Annotated in this window: 20 protein-coding genes; 10 read left to right on the top strand and 10 right to left on the bottom strand. The window is 56.7% G+C overall.

Annotated features, from left to right (window positions below; genetic code table 11):
- Positions 1–18 precede the first annotated feature (18 nt).
- Complete coding sequence (locus tag PspR84_RS16370; protein WP_016984992.1) at positions 19–321, bottom strand: DUF1883 domain-containing protein; 303 nt, start codon at positions 319–321, stop codon at positions 19–21.
- Positions 322–531: 210 nt separating this feature from the next.
- On the opposite strand from PspR84_RS16370, the gene PspR84_RS16365 reads away from it, so the two are divergent.
- Positions 532–888 carry a hypothetical protein gene (locus tag PspR84_RS16365; RefSeq protein ID WP_095120936.1) on the top strand — a complete coding sequence of 119 codons (357 nt, stop codon included), beginning with the start codon at positions 532–534 and terminating at the stop codon, positions 886–888.
- Between the two features lie 71 nt (positions 889–959).
- Positions 960–1,190: a hypothetical protein gene (locus PspR84_RS16360; RefSeq protein ID WP_007912247.1), complete on the top strand. Its 231-nt coding sequence runs from the start codon at positions 960–962 to the stop codon at positions 1,188–1,190.
- A gap of 3 nt (positions 1,191–1,193) precedes the next feature.
- Here the strand turns inward: PspR84_RS16360 and PspR84_RS16355 are convergent, their stop codons facing one another.
- Together PspR84_RS16355 and PspR84_RS16350 are read right to left on the bottom strand one after the other, a co-directional pair.
- On the bottom strand, positions 1,194–1,481 hold the full coding sequence (locus PspR84_RS16355) for a hypothetical protein (protein WP_064117930.1): 288 nt from the start codon (positions 1,479–1,481) through the stop codon (positions 1,194–1,196).
- Between the two features lie 136 nt (positions 1,482–1,617).
- Positions 1,618–1,803, bottom strand: a complete 186-nt coding sequence (locus PspR84_RS16350; RefSeq protein WP_160058168.1) for a hypothetical protein — start codon at positions 1,801–1,803, stop codon at positions 1,618–1,620.
- A gap of 258 nt (positions 1,804–2,061) precedes the next feature.
- On the opposite strand from PspR84_RS16350, the gene galU reads away from it, so the two are divergent.
- Together galU and gorA are read left to right on the top strand one after the other, a co-directional pair.
- Positions 2,062–2,901: a UTP--glucose-1-phosphate uridylyltransferase GalU gene (galU, locus tag PspR84_RS16345; protein ID WP_053120371.1), complete on the top strand. Its 840-nt coding sequence runs from the start codon at positions 2,062–2,064 to the stop codon at positions 2,899–2,901.
- A 128-nt stretch (positions 2,902–3,029) separates the two neighbouring features.
- Entirely contained in the window at positions 3,030–4,388 is a 1,359-nt protein-coding gene (gene gorA, locus PspR84_RS16340) for a glutathione-disulfide reductase (RefSeq protein ID WP_160058166.1), read from the top strand.
- Here gorA and PspR84_RS16335 read toward each other — a convergent pair.
- The gene (locus tag PspR84_RS16335; RefSeq protein ID WP_160058164.1) at positions 4,385–5,401 is read right to left on the bottom strand and encodes a DNA-binding protein; all 1,017 of its coding nucleotides are present in this window, start codon (positions 5,399–5,401) and stop codon (positions 4,385–4,387) included. The genes gorA and PspR84_RS16335 overlap by 4 nt on opposite strands.
- Positions 5,402–5,578: 177 nt before the next feature.
- On the opposite strand from PspR84_RS16335, the gene PspR84_RS16330 reads away from it, so the two are divergent.
- The 3 genes from PspR84_RS16330 (at position 5,579) to ahpF (ending at position 8,905) form a co-directional block, all read left to right on the top strand.
- On the top strand, positions 5,579–6,517 hold the full coding sequence (locus PspR84_RS16330; RefSeq protein WP_160058162.1) for a site-specific integrase: 939 nt from the start codon (positions 5,579–5,581) through the stop codon (positions 6,515–6,517).
- 137 nt (positions 6,518–6,654) lie between these two features.
- Positions 6,655–7,218, top strand: coding sequence for an alkyl hydroperoxide reductase subunit C (ahpC, locus tag PspR84_RS16325; RefSeq protein WP_007912224.1), 564 nt, complete (start codon positions 6,655–6,657; stop codon positions 7,216–7,218).
- A gap of 124 nt (positions 7,219–7,342) precedes the next feature.
- Positions 7,343–8,905 (top strand): alkyl hydroperoxide reductase subunit F, encoded by a 1,563-nt coding sequence (gene ahpF / locus PspR84_RS16320; RefSeq protein ID WP_160058160.1) that lies wholly within the window; start codon positions 7,343–7,345, stop codon positions 8,903–8,905.
- Positions 8,906–9,156: 251 nt separating this feature from the next.
- Here the strand turns inward: ahpF and gloA are convergent, their stop codons facing one another.
- Positions 9,157–9,678 (bottom strand): lactoylglutathione lyase, encoded by a 522-nt coding sequence (gene gloA / locus PspR84_RS16315; RefSeq protein WP_160058158.1) that lies wholly within the window; start codon positions 9,676–9,678, stop codon positions 9,157–9,159.
- A 139-nt stretch (positions 9,679–9,817) separates the two neighbouring features.
- Here gloA and PspR84_RS16310 point away from each other — a divergent pair, with 139 nt between their 5' ends.
- Positions 9,818–10,336, top strand: coding sequence for a DUF4946 domain-containing protein (locus PspR84_RS16310; protein WP_160058156.1), 519 nt, complete (start codon positions 9,818–9,820; stop codon positions 10,334–10,336).
- 218 nt (positions 10,337–10,554) lie between these two features.
- Here PspR84_RS16310 and PspR84_RS16305 read toward each other — a convergent pair whose 3' ends face one another.
- The 3 genes from PspR84_RS16305 to PspR84_RS16295 form a co-directional block, all read right to left on the bottom strand.
- Positions 10,555–10,920, bottom strand: a complete 366-nt coding sequence (locus PspR84_RS16305) for a histone-like nucleoid-structuring protein, MvaT/MvaU family (protein ID WP_160058154.1) — start codon at positions 10,918–10,920, stop codon at positions 10,555–10,557.
- A 235-nt stretch (positions 10,921–11,155) separates the two neighbouring features.
- Positions 11,156–12,691, bottom strand: coding sequence for a cyclic diguanylate phosphodiesterase (locus PspR84_RS16300; protein ID WP_160058152.1), 1,536 nt, complete (start codon positions 12,689–12,691; stop codon positions 11,156–11,158).
- A 112-nt stretch (positions 12,692–12,803) separates the two neighbouring features.
- Positions 12,804–13,673: a LysR family transcriptional regulator gene (locus PspR84_RS16295; RefSeq protein ID WP_160058150.1), complete on the bottom strand. Its 870-nt coding sequence runs from the start codon at positions 13,671–13,673 to the stop codon at positions 12,804–12,806.
- A 78-nt stretch (positions 13,674–13,751) separates the two neighbouring features.
- Here PspR84_RS16295 and PspR84_RS16290 point away from each other — a divergent pair, with 78 nt between their 5' ends.
- The gene (locus PspR84_RS16290; protein WP_160058148.1) at positions 13,752–14,699 is read left to right on the top strand and encodes a DMT family transporter; all 948 of its coding nucleotides are present in this window, start codon (positions 13,752–13,754) and stop codon (positions 14,697–14,699) included.
- A 245-nt stretch (positions 14,700–14,944) separates the two neighbouring features.
- Entirely contained in the window at positions 14,945–16,021 is a 1,077-nt protein-coding gene (gene hppD / locus PspR84_RS16285; RefSeq protein ID WP_007912211.1) for a 4-hydroxyphenylpyruvate dioxygenase, read from the top strand.
- 144 nt (positions 16,022–16,165) lie between these two features.
- Here the strand turns inward: hppD and rarD are convergent, their stop codons facing one another.
- Entirely contained in the window at positions 16,166–17,047 is an 882-nt protein-coding gene (gene rarD, locus PspR84_RS16280; protein ID WP_160058146.1) for an EamA family transporter RarD, read from the bottom strand.
- Positions 17,048–17,198: 151 nt separating this feature from the next.
- A complete protein-coding gene (locus PspR84_RS16275; protein WP_160058144.1) occupies positions 17,199–19,304 on the bottom strand; it encodes an acyltransferase family protein in 2,106 nt (701 codons plus the stop codon).
- Positions 19,305–19,360: the final 56 nt, after the last annotated feature.

The raw sequence follows: 19,360 nt of genomic DNA, 5'->3' as shown, positions 1-19,360 counted from the left end.
CTGGTTGGACGGCGTGTCTCAGCTGAGTTTGGTGCTGGAACGACGGATGATCTTGATCGAGTGGGTCAGGGTCGGCTTGCGCGTGACGCTGATCGGCCGACGGTTGACGGTGTCGATGGTGATGTTCCAGAAACCGGTGCTCGGCGCGGTGATACGGGCCGGGAACGTGTCGAAGGCGCCGCCGTGATAGGTGTGACGGCCGCCGTTCTTGAAGCTGCGGAAGTTGGCGTCGTTCATCAGACGGATGTTGCACATTTGCGAGCATTGGATGACGACGATGTCGTCTTCATTAAGGTGTTCGCGCTGGTGAATGAATTTCATGGGCGCCTCCAGAAGGGCTTTTTCTACAAAATCAAAACGATAGCTTGTAATTGCGCGCAGTTTATCAGCCCGCACGGGTTATTATCTGGCCGTCGGGCGTTGGTTTGACAATTTTGAACAGATATTCGCAATCGGATGCGGGTTAAATGCAGAAGGCCCCGGAGAAAAACGGCATTTGTGCTGTCGGACGGTCTTTAACGGAGGTTTTGTATGAAGTGGGGTGTGGTGTGTCTGCCGTTGGTTCTGGCTGTGGGTGGTTGTGCGAGTGTTTCCGAAATCAATGAAACGCTGCCGACCGTGAGCGTAATCTCCGGTAAGAAACCCCATGAATATGCCCAATGCCTAGCCGAGAAGCTGGCGGACAGCCGCGGCGCGCTGCAAATGCAGCCACACAAGGACGGGGTTCGGGTCATCGTCCCGGGGAAATTTTCCACCGGCGCGGCAGCGGTATTTGATATCGAAGATCGCTCCGGCGGCAGCAGCATCAAGTTGCATGAGCGCATGTCGAATGTGCCAGTGCGTCCGCGTGACGTGCGAAACGCTGCCAATGCATGTATTTCCGGCTGATAGACTGATAGTCATCAGCACCGATGCCGTCGCAGTCATGCTGTGACGGCATTTTCATTTCTGGAGTCGCGATGAAGCGAGAGCAAGTACGGGAGCGCCACGTAGAGGGCCTGATCTCTGCCACCCATGTCATCCAGAACCCGGCGAATCCGGGGGAGTGGATCGTGTTTTTCAAGAAGAGCGCCGGACGCAGTTACTTCCTGGTCGACGAAAACGACGAAGTCGAGTCGTTCAACCGCCTCGACGATCTGATCGAAGTCGTACGCGGACTCGGGATCAAATTCGCCGAAATTCATATGTAAGGTCTATTTGCAGACCACGACAACGCTGCGGTTCTTGTAGTTGCCGACATCGACGCCCAGGGTTTTGTCGCTCTCTTTGGGCTGGGGCGTGCCGTCAGTGCCAACGATGCGGTAACCAGTGCCTGCGCAGGATGCATCGGCTTTTTCATAGCAGGTCGCCCAGGAGTTGGCTTCGCCGGAGCAATCGATCGACAGCCCCTGTTCGCCGTTGTTCAGGTACGTGGGTTGAGAGGTGGCACAGCCGGCCAGTGCCAATACCGCAATCAGTGGCAGGAATTTTTTCAAGGTCATGTGCATGGTCTTCAGCGAGGGGGACTAGACGCTCTGACAGCGCCGGTGTGAAAAGGTTATAGCGTTTGGCCACTTGTTTGTACGCTGGCACAAAAAAGCCCTGCACAAGGGCAGGGCTGGGGCGTGTCGGGGCTGATCAGTCCTGATCTTTGCCACGGCGCTTGGCCGATGCCGGAGTGTCGGTGAACACTGCCGCTACATCGGTCGCCATTTGCTCGCTGTCGAAAGGCCCGGCGATGTGCTCGCCATTGGTGGTGGTCAGGGTCCACTTGCCGTCTTTCTTGTCGATCACATACCCGTTGATGATTTTTACCGCGGCCATCTATCTGTCTCGTTCGCTGGTTCAAAGGCGCCATGATACCGGCAAATGCTCGCATTGGGGGGCGATGAGCGTATGGTGATTCAGTTTGCCGGCAGCTTTGAGCTACGCTCATCTGGCTGCGTCCGTATGCCGATGGAACTATCGGCAAGAATATTTCTCTATGTTGACATCGGTTAGCCAGTGCGGGGCATTGTAAGGTGCACGCCGCCTGATTAGACTGCGCCGAAACTCGTACACACAGCCCTTTCAAGGACTTATATGATCAAGAAATGCTTGTTCCCAGCAGCCGGTTACGGTACTCGCTTCCTGCCAGCGACTAAAGCCATGCCTAAAGAAATGCTGCCGGTGGTAAACAAGCCACTGATCCAGTACGGCGTTGAAGAAGCTCTGGATGCCGGCCTGACGGAAATCTCCATCGTCACCGGTCGTGGCAAGCGCGCTCTGGAAGACCACTTCGACATCAGCTACGAGCTGGAAAACCAGATCAAAGGCACCGACAAAGAGAAATACCTGGTCGGTATCCGCAAACTGCTCGACGAGTGCTCGTTCTCCTACACCCGTCAAACTGAAATGAAAGGTCTGGGTCACGCGATCCTGACCGGTCGCCCGCTGATCGGTGACGAACCCTTCGCCGTGGTACTGGCGGACGACCTGTGCGTTAACCTCGACGGCGACGGCGTACTGACCCAGATGGTCAAACTTTACAAGCAGTTCCGCTGCTCGATTATCGCCATCCAGGAAGTCGACCCGCAGGAAACCAGCAAGTACGGCGTGATCGCCGGCGAGATGATCCGCGACGACATCTACCGCGTTCACAGCATGGTCGAGAAACCAAAGCCGGAAGACGCGCCGTCGAACCTGGCCATCATCGGCCGTTACATCCTGACCCCGGACATCTTCGACCTGATCGAACAGACCGAGCCAGGCAAGGGCGGCGAAATCCAGATCACCGACGCCCTGATGAAACAAGCCCAGAACGGCTGCGTCATGGCCTACAAGTTCAAAGGCAAGCGTTTCGACTGCGGTGGTGCTGAAGGCTACATCGAAGCAACCAACTTCTGCTTCGAGAACTTCTACAAGACTGGCAAGGCTTACTAAGAGCGCTTGATTGGTTTGCAAGAAAAACCCGCTTCGGCGGGTTTTTTCATTTTACGCCCCCATATGACTGGCAGCGCTTGCCCAATGGGTGACTGCAGGTATGCTGATCCCCTGCCGAGGAGATAGAAATGGCCTACGATTTTGACCTTTATGTGATTGGTGCCGGTTCCGGCGGTGTGCGCGCTGCGCGTTTTGCGGCCGGGTTCGGCGCGAAAGTGGCGGTGGCGGAGAGCCGTTATCTGGGTGGAACCTGCGTCAACGTTGGCTGTGTGCCGAAAAAGTTGCTGGTGTACGGCGCGCATTTCGCCGAAGACTTCGAGCAGGCGTCCGGTTTTGGCTGGAGTCTGGGTGAAGCGAATTTCGATTGGGCGACGCTGATTGCCAACAAGGATCGCGAGATCAATCGCCTCAACGGCATTTATCGCAATCTGCTGGTCAACAGCGGCGTGACCTTGCATGAAGCGCACGCGAAGATTGTCGGCCCGCATGAGGTTGAGGTGAATGGCGAGCGCTTTACCGCGAAGAATATTCTGATTGCTACCGGTGGCTGGCCGCAGATTCCTGAGATTCCGGGGCGCGAGCACGCGATCGGTTCCAATGAGGCGTTCTTCCTGAAAGAGCTGCCAAAGCGTGTGCTGGTGGTTGGCGGCGGTTACATCGCGGTCGAATTCGCCGGAATTTTCCACGGCCTCGGTGCAAACACCACGCTGCTGTATCGCGGTGATCTGTTCCTGCGCGGCTTTGATGGTTCGGTGCGCAAGCATTTGCAGGAAGAGCTGACCAAGCGTGGTCTGGATCTGCAATTCAACGCCGATATTGCGCGCATCGATAAGCAGACGGACGGCAGCCTGAAAGCCACCCTCAAGGACGGTCGTGAGCTGGAAGCGGATTGCATTTTCTATGCAACCGGCCGGCGTCCGATGCTCGACAATCTGGGTCTGGAAAACACCGATGTGCAGCTCACCGACAAAGGCTTCATCAAGGTCGACGAGCAATATCAGACCAGCGAGCCGTCCATTCTCGCCCTGGGTGATGTCATCGGTCGCGTGCAGCTGACGCCTGTGGCTCTGGCAGAAGGTATGGCCGTAGCGCGGCGTCTGTTCAAGCCTGAGCAATACCGCCCAGTGGATTACAAGATGATCCCGACGGCGGTATTCAGCCTGCCGAACATCGGTACAGTCGGTTTGACCGAAGAAGAGGCACGCGAGGCTGGTCACGACGTGGTGATTTTCGAGAGCCGCTTCCGCCCGATGAAGCTGACATTGACCGAGTGTCAGGAAAAGACGCTGATGAAGCTGGTAGTCGACGGCAAGACCGACAAAGTCCTCGGCTGCCACATGGTCGGCCCGGACGCTGGCGAGATCGTTCAGGGTTTGGCGATTGCGTTGAAGGCTGGCGCAACCAAGCGCGACTTCGACGACACGATCGGGGTACACCCGACGGCCGCCGAAGAGTTTGTCACCATGCGTACGCCGGTCGGCGCTTAAGCGTCTTTCGGTTTGGCAGAGTCTGGCGCTGCCGCAACGGTAGCCGCCAGACGCTGGCTTTCTTCCAGGCTTGCCTGAGCCTTGTTCAATTCCTTTTCCAGTGATTGGTTGAGCAGCGTCTGCTCCTCAATGCTCTGTTTGAGTGTCTGGCTTTCCAGGGTGGCTACGCGCAAGCGTTCCTGGAGGAGGGTGCGCTCGCTGTCGACGCGGGTCGCTTGTTCGAGCAGTTGATCCTGACGCTGATTGCTCTGCTTGAGCTGATCCTGCATCAGGCTCAGTTCGCGCTGCGTGCCACGGTTTTCAGTGAGCAGGCGTTCGTTGTCGCGGTGCAGTTGCGTGATCTCGTCCTGACGAACCATCGCGCTTTGCTGCGCCTGACGCAACTCGGCCTGAATCTGCTGCACTTGCGCTTCGTGACGGCTCTGTTCCTGCTCGCGCTGCTCTTTGGTGGCGTTGCGGTAATGCTCCAGCGCATCACGGGCATGCAGGTGTTTTTCTTCCAGCGAGCGGATTTGCTCGTCCTTGTCCTGCAAACGCAATTCAAAATCGGCCAATGCCTGATTCAGTCCGGCATTACGAGTCTGTTCGGTTTGCAGCATCGAACGGGTGTTGCCAAGCGCTTCAGACTCACGCTCTAGCGCAGCCCCTTGAATGTCGTGATCGTGTTCGAGCTTTTCCAGGGCCTGGCGCGTTTGTTTCAGCTCCGACTCCAGTGCTTCGCGCTGTTCTTCAAACTGCTCGCGGGCTTGCTCGATAGGCTCTTGCGCCTGTTCTTTGAGGCGTTGGGCGAGGCGCGAGACGAGGGCGGTCAGCTCATCATCGATCGGCTCTGCCGAGGCTTCAACCGGCTGCGCGCCGTCATCCAGCTCTTTCAGATAGCGATGGATCGTGGTTTTTGAGCCGGTGTTGCCCATTTCAATGCGTACTGCATCGATGCTCGGGTGTTCGCCACGAGCGAGGATCGCGGTGCGCGCGATCTGCACCAGGGCTTTGGTAATGCCGCCACGGGCCATGTGAACTCCTACGGTTACGTACTGTGGTACATGCCACTAAAGTCCGCAGTGTACCATCCGAAAAATAAAGGTAAACCTTTGATAATAAAGACGCGGGATATACTGGTATTACCCAGTGTCAGACGGCAAAATGCGTTTCTGCATTCCTGTCTCAGTACGCCAGCGAGAAAACAGCCCATGAGCGATCTGGATCGCTATCTGCAAGCCGCCACCCGCGATAACACCCGCCGCAGCTATCGCGCGGCCATCGAGCATTTCGAAGTGAAGTGGGGTGGGTTTCTGCCAGCGACGGCTGATAGCGTCGCGCGTTATCTGGTGGCGCACGCCGAAGAGCTGTCGATTAATACGCTGAAGCTGCGTCTGTCGGCGCTGGCGCAGTGGCACAACAGTCAGGGTTTTGCCGATCCGACCAAGGCGCCGGTGGTGCGCAAGGTCTTCAAAGGGATTCGAGCGTTGCACCCGGCGCAGGAGAAACAGGCCGAGCCGCTGCAGTTACAGGATCTGCAGCGAGTGATCGATTGGCTCGAACATGAAGTGCAAACCGCGAGAGAACAGCAGGATCGGCCCTTACTCCTCAAGGCTTATCGTGATCGTGCACTGATTCTGCTGGGCTTCTGGCGCGGCTTTCGCAGTGATGAGTTGTGTCGCTTGCAAATCGAACACGTGCAGGCGCACGCAGGCAAAGGCATCACCTTGTATTTGCCGCGCAGCAAGGGCGATCGGGAAAACCTCGGCCAGACCTATCAAGCCCCGGCGCTGCTCAAGCTCTGCCCGGTGCAGGCCTACATCGACTGGATCACCGAAGCAGCCTTGGTGCGCGGCCCGGTTTTCCGCAGCATCGACCGCTGGGGCAATCTGAACGAGGAGGGGCTGCACGCCAACAGCATCATCCCGCTGCTGCGCCAGGCGTTGCAGCGCGCGGGCATTGCCGCCGAAAACTACACCAGCCACTCCCTGCGCCGAGGCTTCGCAACCTGGGCCCATCAAAGCGGCTGGGATCTGAAATCCCTGATGAGTTACGTTGGCTGGAAGGATATGAAGTCCGCAATGCGCTATGTTGAAGCCAGCCCATTCCAGGGGATGGCTCGGATTACGGATAAACCGGCTACGTCGTAGAGATCGTTTTCTTCTATTAATACAGTCAGCTAATAGCGAAAACAAATCAGCAGCATCAGGTTTGCCAATGAGCCATCCGTCGAGTGAGTGGGTAGGATTCACCCATCAACTTCATAACCCCTGACGGAGAGTCATCAATGCCTATCATCAACAGCCAAGTAAAACCGTTCAAAGCTACCGCGTTCAAAAACGGCGACTTCGTTCAAGTCTCGGACGCTGACCTGAAAGGCAAGTGGTCGGTCGTGTTCTTCTACCCAGCCGACTTCACCTTCGTTTGCCCAACCGAGCTGGAAGACCTGGCTGACAACTACGCTGCCTTCCAGAAACTGGGCGTAGAGATCTACAGCGTTTCCACCGACACCCACTTTGCTCACGCTGCCTGGCACAACACTTCGCCAGCCATCGGCAAAATCGAATACACCATGATCGGCGACCCGACCCACGCTATCTCCCGCAACTTCGACGTGCTGATCGAAGAAGTTGGTCTGGCTGACCGTGGCACCTTCGTGATCAACCCTGAAGGCCAGATCAAAATCGTTGAACTGAACGATGGCGGCGTTGGCCGTGACGCTTCCGAGCTGCTGCGCAAGATCAAGGCTGCTCAGTACGTGGCTGCTCACCCAGGCGAAGTTTGCCCAGCCAAGTGGAAAGAAGGCGAGGCCACTCTGGCGCCGTCCCTGGACCTGGTCGGCAAGATCTAAGTCTGTGACACGCAATTCAGGGCGGTACGCCGCACCTTCTTAAGTACGCTGCACCGCCCAATAAAAATGCCCGGGCGAGATTCGCTCGGGCTTTTTTTCGCCTCAAATAAAGGAAATCGCCCGTATGTTGGACGCCAATCTTAAAGCCCAGTTGAAATCGTACCTGGAACGGGTCACCCAGCCGATCGAGATCGTTGCCTCCCTCGACGACGGTGCGAAATCCCGTGAAATGCTGGAACTGCTGAAAGACGTTGCCAGTCTTTCGAGCCAAATTACGTTGATCGACAGCGGTAGCGATGCACGCAAGCCATCGTTCTCGATCAACCGCCCGGGCGCTGACATCAGTCTGCGTTTCGCCGGCATCCCGATGGGCCACGAGTTCACTTCGCTGGTGTTGGCCTTGCTGCAAGTCGGCGGCCACCCATCGAAAGCCAGTGTTGAAGTGATCGAGCAGATCCGTTCGCTCAAAGGCCAGTTCAGCTTCGAGACTTACTTCTCGCTGTCCTGCCAGAACTGCCCGGATGTGGTCCAGGCACTGAACCTGATGGCCGTGCTTAACCCGAACATCCGTCACGTCGCTATCGATGGTGCGTTGTTCCAGGACGAAGTCAACGATCGCAAGATCATGGCCGTGCCGAGCATCTACTTGAACGGTGAGAACTTCGGTCAGGGCCGCATGGGCCTGGAAGAGATTCTCGCCAAACTCGACACCGGCGCCATCGAGCGTCAGGCCGAGAAAATCAGCGCCAAGGACGCCTTTGATGTGCTCGTTGTCGGCGGTGGCCCGGCCGGTGCGTCAGCAGCGATTTACGCTGCACGTAAAGGCATTCGCACTGGCGTCGCCGCTGAACGCTTTGGCGGACAGGTGCTCGACACCATGGCCATCGAGAACTTCATTTCCGTACAGGAAACCGAAGGGCCGAAACTGGCCACGGCGCTGGAAGAACACGTCAAGCAGTACGACGTCGACATTATGAACCTGCAACGTGCCGATAAGCTGATCCCAGGTAAAAATGGCGAGCTGCATGAAGTCCGTTTCGCCAGCGGCGCGACCCTGAAAGCCAAAAGCGTGATTCTGGCGACCGGTGCGCGCTGGCGTGAAATGAACGTGCCGGGCGAGCAGGAATACCGCAACAAAGGCGTGGCGTACTGCCCGCACTGCGACGGTCCGCTGTTCAAAGGCAAGCGCGTGGCGGTGATCGGCGGCGGTAACTCCGGCGTTGAAGCAGCCATCGACCTGGCCGGGATCGTGTCGCACGTAACCCTGCTGGAGTTCGACGTACAACTGCGCGCTGACGCCGTCCTGCAGCGCAAACTGCACAGCCTGCCGAACGTTACCGTGATCACCAGTGCGCAAACCACTGAAGTCACCGGTAATGGTGAGAAGGTCAACGGCCTGCGTTACAAAGATCGCAACACTGATGAGTTGCGCACTGTGGAACTGGAAGGGATCTTCGTGCAGATCGGTTTGCTGCCGAACACTGATTGGCTGAAGGGCACCATCGAACTGTCGCCGCGTGGCGAGATCATTGTCGATAACCGTGGTGAAACGTCGATTCCGGGCATCTTCGCTGCCGGCGACGTGACGACTGTGCCGTACAAGCAGATCGTGATTGCGGTGGGCGAGGGTGCCAAGGCTTCGCTGAGTGCTTTTGATCACCTGATCCGCACTTCGGCCCCGGCATAACGGCCAGGCCAGAAATGAAAAAACCCGTGAGCGATCACGGGTTTTTTATTGCGCGTAAAAAGCGGCCCCTCACCCCAGCCCTCTCCCGAGGGAGAGGGAGCCGACCGAGGTGTCTGGCGTTGTCCGTCGACCTGAACGATCCAGTCGATTATGAATTCAGCGCCAATCGTTCAAGTCGACGTAATGCTCCAATATCCCCCAATCATTTCCCTCTCCCCCCGGGAGAGGGCTAGGTAGGGGCTTTTCAGCTTTTACAGTGGCGCTGGCTGGATGATCTCAACCCAGTAACCATCCGGATCCTTGATGAACGCAAGGCTCTTCATGCGCCCATCGGTCAAGCGCTTCTGGAAATCGCAGCCCAACTCTTCGAAGCGTGCACACGCCGCCACAATATCCGGCACCGAAATGCAGATATGGCCAAAACCACGCGGATCGGTATTGCCGTTGTGGTAAGCGAAATCCGCGTCGTTCTCGGTGCCATGGTTATGGGTCAGTTCGAGGATGCCCGGAATCGACTTCATCCACTCGGTGCGAGAAGCGGCGTCGGCCGGGATCTGTGCTTTGTCGACCAGTGCGAGGAAGTACAGGCTGAACTCGGCCTCGGCGAAGTCACGCTTCTCGACCAGCGAGAAACCCAGTACGCGGGTGTAGAAGTCCAGAGATTTGGTGATGTCTTTGACGCGCAACATGGTGTGGTTGAAGACGAAGTTGCGGGTTGCGCTGTCTGGGGTGGCGGTGACGCCTGGGAAAGTGTTGAGTTCGTGCAGGCTCATGGGCCCTCCAATAACTATGGGCGAGTGAATGGACGCAATGATACGCATGCCTGCCAGCATCGCCAAATGAAAGGGCAGACTTGCCCTGCGTGCAGACGGGCCTCAGACTTTACCGCTCAATCTGCGAGTGCGCCCGGCAATGATCCGACTGTTCAAATCCCTGTTTGTTTTTTCTGTGTTGTCGCTTGTGGCTGTCTGCGCATCGGCGGACGAACCGCGCATTACCTGGCCGGCCGGCTGGGAAGTCGAGGCACTGCCTGAGACAAGTGCACAGGTTTCCCGTCAGCGTGCGGTGAAGAATGACGCCGATGGCAATCAGGTCATGGTGATGGAATTGACCATGACTCAGGTTGAGAAGGACCATCAGGTCAATTTGCAGGGCGTGCTGCTGGAGATGCGCAAGTCGATACAGAAGGACTTCTTCCAGGGTGGCTATCAAAGTGTCTGCAACAAAGTGCATCCGGCCAAGCTGGGTACTTTGCCGGCACTGGAAACCACTTGCACGATCACCGAAAACGGTCGACATGTGTTGTCGCAAACCTTGGTGGCGGCGGTCGAGGCGGACAAGGCTTATGTTCTTTCCTACGCCGGACAAGCTGAGGTTTATAAGGCGAGCGCAGAAGAGATAGTGACGGTGAGAAACAGCTTGAAACTTTAATCCGCTGCACTCTTCACGGCGTAGGTTAGATACCCGAACGGATTAAGCACAAAGTTTAACGCTGACCCTGATCGTAACATCGCGCAGCAAAATGTTTAGCGGTCTGACTCAGCAACGTTACAGAAAACTCGTAACTTGTTCGATGAAATTCATTTCATTTGTTAGATATTGTCAATAAAAAAGCCCTGCATGATGCAGGGCTTTTTTGTTGGCAGGGATTAACCGCGCAACCAGGAATCAACGGTGGAAGCACCGTATTGTTCTTTCCAGGCTTTCAGGCCGCGGTGGTTGCCGCCTTTGGTTTCGATCAATTCACCGGTGTGCGGGTTCTGATAAACCTTGATCACGCGAGCGCGACGGGTTTTAGGTGCTGCAGAGGTCTGCAGACCGGATTTTGCCGGGTTCGGATCGAGGATGGCGATGATTTCTTTCAGGCCTTTGCCGTAGGTTTTCATCAGCCCCTGGAGCTTTTCTTCGAATTCGATTTCTTTCTTGAGCCCGGCATCGTTCTTCAGCGATTCCAGCTGCTTGAGCTGTTCCTGAAGGGCCTTTTCAGCTGCACGAAATTCAGCGAGTCTGGACAATATCTTTACTCCAATAGTGTGTTTGGCTGATACCAACCGCAAACAAAGCTAATAAGCCAAGAGCCTTGAAGCGACTCGGTGATAAATGGCTCACCTGCCAATCTTGCTCAGGGTGAAAAAATTGTAGTAGTTAATGCGCCAAGAGTAAATCCTGATGTTGTCTTCATGTAACAACAGCGGTCTTTTGTATCAATTTGGTGCGTCTGATCGGGACGCTCGTCTTAATCCGGCTTAGTTAATGGTGAGTTAATGCGCTGATGAAGTCCGCAGCAGGCATCGGTTTGCCGAACAGGTAGCCTTGCAGAAAGTTGACATGATGTGCCGTCAGATAATCGGCTTGCGCCTGAGTTTCGACACCTTCGGCAACAATACCCAAATCAAGCTTGGCCGACAGTTCGATAATCGTATCGAGAATGTGTCGGGACAGCGCATCGATGCCGATCATGGCGACGAAACTCTGATCTATCTTCAGGAAGTCGACGTTGAATTTGCGCAAGTAGCCGAGGCTTGAGTGACCGGTGCCGAAGTCGTCAATCGCGATTTTCACGCCCAGTGCATGCAGTTGCTCGAACAGTTGCCGGGTGATGTCAGTCGGCTCGATCAATTCACGCTCGGTCAACTCCAGCACCAGGCTGATGCTGTCGGGCACGAACGCGGCGAGAAACTCCCGGCAGTCCTCCACCAGTTCCAGGTCCTTGCAATGGCTAGCGGTGATATTGATGCCGATGTGAAATGGCGGGGCGAACGTTGATGATAGCGGTCCCAGCACTGCGGCGGTCTGTTGCATCAAGGCGCGAGTCATCGGCACGATCAACCCCGAATGTTCGGCGAATGGAATAAACAGATCTGGGCGCACCAGCCCTTCTTTGGGGTGAGTCCAGCGCATCAAGACTTCGGCTCCCGACCATTTCTTGCTGTCGCCGTGCACCACGGGCTGAAAGTAAGGAATGAACTCGCCGGCCTCAAGCGCGCGGAGCATTTCGTGGCTGGGTGACGTGGAGCGCTTCTGCAAAACATGGCCGATGGCACCCGATACCACGCCAAAAAAGATCAACAAACTAAACAATGGCGGATATTCATCGGCCATGTAGCGCCAGGTTTCGCCCTCGGGAAAACCGGCAGAAACGCTGAACGCATAGCGGGAAGATTCCAGGGTGTTTTGCGCTATCGGCAACGCGGGCAGGGCGCCAGTGTGGACTTTGCCGTCAGCCGACAGCCAGTTATCGCCCACTTGCAACACCAACAGCATGTGCCGTCCGATCAGACGCAAGATATTGCTTAGATGGTAACCATCCAGTGTCGTCAGAGCGCCGCCGCGACCTTCGCTGAGCCGATAGACCAACAGGGCGGTGTCGGGTGTCACCGGGTTGCCATTCATCAGCCACAATTTGCCCTGGTTGTAGTCACCCGCGTTGACGGCTTCCTTGAAGTCGCCAAACAGCGAGCTGCAATAGAGGTTGTCGTCCCACACCAGATTGGTCGAGCGTACAAATGGACGGCGGGTCACTTGCTCGCGCAGGGCGAGTTTGACGTTCTCACAAGTCTGGCCGGCCAGTGGCAGCAGTTCACGGGCTGCCTGGGCGGTGTTGTCGAGCATCAACTCGAACTGGCCCAACGCCTCTTCTGCAGTCTCTCGCGAACTTTGTTCCAGCGTGCGTTCAGCCTGCATGTAAAGGATCGCACTACCCAGCAGCACTGGAAGCAGACCGCTGAGCAGTGTCACAACGATGCGCGTGCGGCGCGTGCGGCGGGGTCTGACGGTTAACGGCATGGGCGCATCCTGTCGCGATGAATTGAGGCTCGCGAAGGCAGGCCGGATAACGGCGCGCAAATCACATCAGCCATGGGGGAGGATAGATGGCCGAAGGCGCTTGCGCCGCTCATCAGTGCTTCATTCGCGTTGCCAGCTCGATAAAGGCCAGCGTAGCGGGGGACGCCTGGCGCTGATCAAGGACAGCAAGGCCAAACTGACGCTGTACGGCCGGCAATAATGGCTTCTTCACATAGCGCGGCGTTGCCTCCTCCGGCAATGAGCCTTCGGCAACAATCGTAATGGCGTCACCACGGCTGACCGTGTCGAGGGTGCTGAGCAGTTGCGAGCAGCGATAGCGGATGTTTGGTTGTAAACGCGCGGCCATGAACAGCCGCGACACCAGTTCCGCAGAACCAGCCTCGGTCAGCACAAACGGCGCGTCGCACAACTCCTTGAGGCTCAACGCCGAGCGTGTTGCCAGCGGATGGCTGACTGGAAGCAGGGCAACCAGTTGGTCTTCGATCAAGGCAAAGGTGTCGAAGCGCTCCTCGGGCAGCACCACAAAACCGATGTCGATCCGTCGTTCTTCCAGCCATTGAATCACTTGTCGATCCGGCCCTTCATCGATGTGCACTTCGATGCCCGGATGCGCCCGTCGATATTGCCGCAGAATCCTGGGTAACAGTTTGATCGACGAGGTTGGCCCGAACGAGCCGATGCGCAGGGTGCCGGTTTTCATGCCGCGAGCATCGGCGGCTTCCTGGCGCAAGGTGTTGGCCAGCCCGAGCATGGCGCGGGCGCGCAGCAGTAATTGTTCTCCGATGTCACTGAGTTCCACTGAAGAAGAGTGCCGACGCAGCAACTCGACGCCGAGTTCCTGCTCCAACGACTTCATCGCGTGGGATACTGCCGACTGCGAAATCCCCAGCCGATGGGCCGCGAGAGTAAACCCGCGCAACTCGGCAACCAGCGAGAAGACTTCCAGTTGAGTGAGGGTCATGAGTGTTTGCTCATTTTACGATGACAAGAAATGAAGGGAATGATACGGCATTCCTAAAGTTCTTTGGTCTGGAGCCTCATGCGCAACGTCGAGCAACTGCACATAACATCGTCCGACATTGCGGTTTATCTGACACTGGCGGCGGTGACCATGATCTGGGGCGGGACCTTTGTCGCCGGGCGTTTTCTGGCCGGAGGTCTGAGCCCGATCCTCGCGGCCAGCCTGCGCTTCTTGCTCGCCAGTGCGGCGCTGCTCGGCTTCTTGTGGCTAGCGCGGATCCCCTTGGCGCGTCCGGCGCCAAGGCAATGGTTGCAACTGGCGTTGCTGGGGTTCTTCGGGATCTTCTTCTATAACCTGTGCTTTTTTTACGGCCTGCAATACATCAACGCGTCGCGGGCCTCGTTGATTGTCGCGTTGAACCCGGCGGTGATCGGTCTTGCCTCGTGGTGGCTGTTCAAAGAACGCTTGGGCCGGGTGAAAGTTGCTGGCATCGCGACCTGTATTGTTGGCGCCGGCCTGGTGATCGTCAGCCGTAATCCACAATTACTGGCTGCAACGCCTGACGCATGGATCGGTGATCTGTTGATCCTTGGCTGCGTGCTGGGTTGGGGTGTTTACTCGTTGTTTTCCCGTGAGCTGAATCAGACGCTGGGGCCGGTGCAGACCGTGACGTACTCGATCCTGATCGGCACGTTCATGTTGTGGGTTCTGGCGGCTGTGCGCGGCGAACTGAGCTGGGAGGCGCTGGATGATCTGGGGCTGCCGCAATGGCTGAGCCTGCTGTACCTCGGCATCCTCGGCTCGGCGCTCGCCTACATCGGTTACTACGACGGCATCCGTAAAATCGGCGCGACGCGCAGCGGGGTGTTTATCGCGCTGAACCCGTTGACGGCCGTAGTCTTCGGCGCTGTGTTGCTGGGCGAGCAACTGACATTGGCCATGTATGGGGGTGGCGTACTGATCCTGACGGGCATTTACCTCTGCAACAAACCCCTTGCACCGGGCGCCAGAAAGCGGATTTTATAGAGAGAGCAGACAAGCCTATTTACGCTGTGTAGAATCGGGTTACGCATACAATAATAATCGTCTTCTGGCAGCAGAAGCCTCGCCCGCAAGAGCCTTGGGTCGACAATGAAGATATTCGGGTTTCAACTGATCTACGGTGACTTCCTCGCCCGCAGTGTGCGTGGCATCTCCTGCGCGCCACCCACCGACCTCACATGACTGACAAATAACCCTGGTTAATTGATAAGAAATGATGAGGTGCCACCATGGCAGATTTATACGAAAACCCTATGGGCCTGATGGGCTTTGAATTCATCGAGCTCGCATCGCCGGTGCCGGGCACCCTGGAGCCGATCTTCGAGATCATGGGCTTCACCAAAGTCGCGACCCACCGCTCGAAGAACGTGCACCTGTACCGTCAGGGCGCGATCAACCTGATCCTCAACAACGAACCCAACAGCGTTGCTTCGTACTTCGCTGCCGAGCACGGCCCGTCCGTTTGCGGCATGGCGTTCCGCGTCAAGGATTCGCAGAAAGCCTACAACCGCGCACTCGAACTCGGCGCTCAGCCGATCCACATCGAAACCGGCCCGATGGAGCTGAACCTGCCGGCGATCAAAGGCATCGGCGGCGCGCCGCTGTACCTGATCGACCGTTTCGGCGAAGGCAGCTCGATCTATGACATCGACTTCGTGTTTATCGAAGGCGTTGACCGCAACCCGGTCGGTGCTGGCCTGAAGATCATCGACCACCTGACCCACAACGTGTATCGCGGTCGCATGGCTTACTGGGCGAACTTCTACGAGAAGCTGTTCAACTTCCGCGAGATCCGTTACTTCGACATCAAGGGCGAATACACCGGCCTGACTTCGAAAGCGATGACCGCACCGGACGGCATGATCCGCATCCCGCTGAACGAAGAATCGTCCAAAGGCGCGGGTCAGATCGAAGAGTTCCTGATGCAGTTCAACGGCGAGGGCATTCAGCACGTGGCGTTCCTCACCGACGACCTGATCAAGACCTGGGATCAGTTGAAGAAGATCGGCATGCGCTTCATGACCGCGCCGCCGGACACCTACTACGAAATGCTCGAAGGCCGTCTGCCTAACCACGGCGAACCGGTTGATCAGCTGCAATCGCGCGGCATCCTGCTCGACGGCGCCTCGGAACAGGGCGACAAGCGTCTGCTGCTGCAGATCTTCTCGGAAACCCTGATGGGCCCGGTGTTCTTCGAATTCATCCAGCGCAAGGGCGATGATGGTTTCGGTGAAGGTAACTTCAAGGCACTGTTCGAATCGATCGAGCGTGATCAGGTGCGTCGTGGTGTACTTGCCACTGAGTAATCGACCACTGAAATGAAAAATCCCGACCTGCAGCGATGCAGGGCCGGGATTTCTTTCAAGATCAAAAGATCGCAGCCTGCGGCAGCTCCTACAGGAAATACGCATTCCAAATGTAGGAGCTGCCGCAGGCTGCGATCTTTTGCTTTAAGGACGGCTTTGGCGCATCAAGTGTTTAAAGCCTTCAAACACCAGCACAATCACCGCCAGCCAGATCGGAATATACGTCAGCCATTCACCGGACTTGATGCTCTCACCGAGCAGCAACGCCACACCGAGCAGCAACACCGGCTCAACATAACTCAACAAGCCAAACAGGCTGAACGGCAGCAAGCGGCTGGCGATGATGTACACCACCAACGCCGACGCACTGATCAGGCCGAGCAAGGGGATCAGCCACATCAGCCCCGGGTACTGATCAAACACGCCAAAGCCTTGCTCGCCACCGTGCACAAACCACCAGGCGACGGGGAGCATCAGCGTCATGTCGACCCACAAGCCGCCAAGATTGTCAGTCTTCAGGTATTTGCGCAGCACGAAGTACAGCGGGTAGCCAACCACGACCACCAGTGTCGCCCAGGAAAATCCGCCGACCTGGTACAGCTCGTTCACAACACCCAGGGATGCGAAGAACACCGCGACTTTTTGCAGGTACGACAGGCTTTCGCCGTAGGCAATCCTTCCGGTCAGGACCATCGCCAGTGGCAGCAGGAAGTAACCCAGCGAAACATCGAGACTGTAGCCGTTGAGCGGCGCCCACATGAACAGCCACAGTTGCACACCGAGCAGGGCAGCCGAGACGATCAACCCGGCGACCAGTTTTGGCTTTGTCGCGACCACACGAACCAGTTCCAGCACCCGCCGCCATTCCCCGGACACCAGCATGAACACGGTCATGCATGGCACGGTCAGCAGCATCCGCCAGCCGAAAATCTCTACGCCACTCAACGGTGTGAGCAGCGAAGTGTAGTAATACATGACGGCAAACAGCACCGAAGCTGAAACCGATAGAGCGATACCTTTAGACAAACTGTCCTCGCGGGGGTTGATGGTCAAACGGGCGCGAAGGATACGTGGTTTTTGTGCTGAATATTGGCCGGATGCTCAATATTATTCACACGCATTCCTTGTGGGAGCTGCCGCAGGCTGCGATCTTTTGACCTTGACTTAAAAGTCGACGTCACTGCGCAACCTTCAACGGATTGCCGAAGCGCATCAGGTACATCTCGCCGAACTTGTAGGAGGCGTAATCGGTGATATGACCAATATCACGATAGACCGGCAAACCGTCGACGGTGGTCATACACGCGTCGTCTTTGCATTGCACGATTTTCGGGTCAATGACGATCAAACCGGGATATTCGGTCTTCAGGTCATTGAACAGTTGTTCCAGCACCGGCTCTTTTGCGCCAGACCATGGCGCCGTAGCGCAGAGGCTGCTTTGCTCGGCACTGCCCATCAAGCCGCGCAGCTTGACCTGTTGCAGCAGGCAGGTGTTGATCCCCGCAGGCATGGGCAACGTATTTTCCAGAAAAACCGGCGTCGCACCGGATTCGACAATGATATCGAGGGCCTTGCGGATCGCTGTGCCGAGGCGTTGTCTTGACAGTTCCGGGCTGCGCGGGTCATCGAGTTGGGTGACGATGTCATCGTCGAGATAGGCCTCCCAGAACTGACCCACGATCACATACCTGAAATGCCGCTTCGCGATCATGTCGTAATAGCGTTGAGCGGCGTTGTGGCATTTTTGATACAGCCCGTTCGTGTATTTATTCACGTCATAGAGGTAGATATCGGGCAAGGCCAGGCACGCCGGGTAGCCCTGTGTGAGCACGGCAAGATTGGCGTCTTTGGCCAGTGTTTCCACAAAGCCCCAGTAATGATTCGAAAACGAATCGCCCATCAGCAATATTTGCGGTGCAGCCTGTGTGGCGCCCGATATACAGCCAGGGTCGGCGCCATCGCTGACCCCCAGGCATCCCTCGCGACTGGCCGGAACAGACGCTTTCAAGCCGTTGAACACGTCGTTGTAGCCTTGGTTGAAGCGGTTCGGCCAGCCTTCTTGTCTGACGCTGGCAGCGTGGAGCAGAGACAGGCCGATCGCCGGCACGATCATCAGCACGACCAGGGTTTTGGTAAAGCCGAGCCGGGCCTTTCGAAAGCGGTTTTCGATCAGCACATAGCAGAGCCAGGCCGTGGCGAAAGTGCAGACGAAGTAAACAATCGTCATCGGCGGGGTGAGCGCGATGCCCATGTAACTCATCACTGCGAGGATCGGCCAGTGCCACAAGTACAAGGAGTACGAAAGCGTGCCAATAAACACCAAGGGTTTGAACGCCAGCAGTTTCGAGGTGACGCTCGCATCGCCAACACCCTTAAACAGTAAGGCCGCCGTAGCGAGGCACACGGCAATGGCGTGGTATCGCGGAAAGCCCGGCAGGATATCTTCCAGGGTGGCGCAGTAGATGATTGTCGCCAGCGAAAGCGCGCAGACCAGCGTGGCGCTCAGGCGATTGAGCCTGAACGTGTGCGTGCTGAAGATGACCGCACAGGAGCCAATCATCAATTCGAAGATTCGCGCAGTGAAGAAGTAGTAGTTCTTTTCAGGAGCCGAGTAAGACAGATACAGCGCGAGCGCCATGGCCGCCAGGGTCAAACCGAGCACCGCCGCTTTGAACAGGCTTTTCGCCAGATAACGGTTGAGCAACCAGAGGCCCAGTGGCAGCGCCAGATACCACTGCCATTCAATGGCCAGCGACCAGGTGTGCAAGAGCGGCAGACTGGCCGCATCGGGCGTGGCGTAACCCGTGGTTACTTTGGAAAAGTACTGGTTGGAGATGATTAACGAGGTGTATTTCTCGCTTTTGAGAAAGTCGACATAGTCATCGGGCAAGTAAAGCAACGTTGTGACTATCAGCGTTGCGCCCAGCAACGCAATAACGGCCGGTTGCAGACGCCAGATGCGCCGCGTGTAGAACCCCGAGAAAGTGAACGTGCCGTTGTTCAGCGACTTCATGATGATTGCGGTGGTCAAATAACCGGAGATCACGAAGAAGATATCGACGCCGATAAACCCGGACGGGAAGAACGTCAGGCCGCCGTGGAAAATCAGCACCAGCAACACCGCGATTGCGCGCAGGCCGTCGATATCCGCACGGTAATCAATCGAGGGTTTGCGATCCCCGACAGTTGCGGTTGCTGCCGGCTCAGGAAACTTATCGGCAAACAGTTTGAACAGCAGCCCGCGCAAAGGCTTCCTGGATACCTCAACGGGGCGATTGAGCATGTATTAAATCCTTGGTTATTTCTGAACGCTCAATCAAATCATCCGTTTGATCGCGC

It is taken from the genome of Pseudomonas sp. R84, from assembly GCF_009834515.1.
Taxonomy (GTDB): domain Bacteria; phylum Pseudomonadota; class Gammaproteobacteria; order Pseudomonadales; family Pseudomonadaceae; genus Aquipseudomonas.
This window is presented reverse-complemented; position numbering and strand designations above follow the sequence as displayed.

Coding starts and splice junctions, on each gene's coding strand:
- PspR84_RS16370 (WP_016984992.1), bottom strand. CDS start 321: ATGAAATTCATTCACCAGCGCGAACACCTTAATGAAGACGACATCGTC.
- PspR84_RS16365 (WP_095120936.1), top strand. CDS start 532: ATGAAGTGGGGTGTGGTGTGTCTGCCGTTGGTTCTGGCTGTGGGTGGT.
- PspR84_RS16360 (WP_007912247.1), top strand. CDS start 960: ATGAAGCGAGAGCAAGTACGGGAGCGCCACGTAGAGGGCCTGATCTCT.
- PspR84_RS16355 (WP_064117930.1), bottom strand. CDS start 1,481: ATGACCTTGAAAAAATTCCTGCCACTGATTGCGGTATTGGCACTGGCC.
- PspR84_RS16350 (WP_160058168.1), bottom strand. CDS start 1,803: ATGGCCGCGGTAAAAATCATCAACGGGTATGTGATCGACAAGAAAGAC.
- galU (WP_053120371.1), top strand. CDS start 2,062: ATGATCAAGAAATGCTTGTTCCCAGCAGCCGGTTACGGTACTCGCTTC.
- gorA (WP_160058166.1), top strand. CDS start 3,030: ATGGCCTACGATTTTGACCTTTATGTGATTGGTGCCGGTTCCGGCGGT.
- PspR84_RS16335 (WP_160058164.1), bottom strand. CDS start 5,401: ATGGCCCGTGGCGGCATTACCAAAGCCCTGGTGCAGATCGCGCGCACC.
- PspR84_RS16330 (WP_160058162.1), top strand. CDS start 5,579: ATGAGCGATCTGGATCGCTATCTGCAAGCCGCCACCCGCGATAACACC.
- ahpC (WP_007912224.1), top strand. CDS start 6,655: ATGCCTATCATCAACAGCCAAGTAAAACCGTTCAAAGCTACCGCGTTC.
- ahpF (WP_160058160.1), top strand. CDS start 7,343: ATGTTGGACGCCAATCTTAAAGCCCAGTTGAAATCGTACCTGGAACGG.
- gloA (WP_160058158.1), bottom strand. CDS start 9,678: ATGAGCCTGCACGAACTCAACACTTTCCCAGGCGTCACCGCCACCCCA.
- PspR84_RS16310 (WP_160058156.1), top strand. CDS start 9,818: ATGATCCGACTGTTCAAATCCCTGTTTGTTTTTTCTGTGTTGTCGCTT.
- PspR84_RS16300 (WP_160058152.1), bottom strand. CDS start 12,691: ATGCCGTTAACCGTCAGACCCCGCCGCACGCGCCGCACGCGCATCGTT.
- PspR84_RS16295 (WP_160058150.1), bottom strand. CDS start 13,673: ATGACCCTCACTCAACTGGAAGTCTTCTCGCTGGTTGCCGAGTTGCGC.
- PspR84_RS16290 (WP_160058148.1), top strand. CDS start 13,752: ATGCGCAACGTCGAGCAACTGCACATAACATCGTCCGACATTGCGGTT.
- hppD (WP_007912211.1), top strand. CDS start 14,945: ATGGCAGATTTATACGAAAACCCTATGGGCCTGATGGGCTTTGAATTC.
- PspR84_RS16275 (WP_160058144.1), bottom strand. CDS start 19,304: ATGCTCAATCGCCCCGTTGAGGTATCCAGGAAGCCTTTGCGCGGGCTG.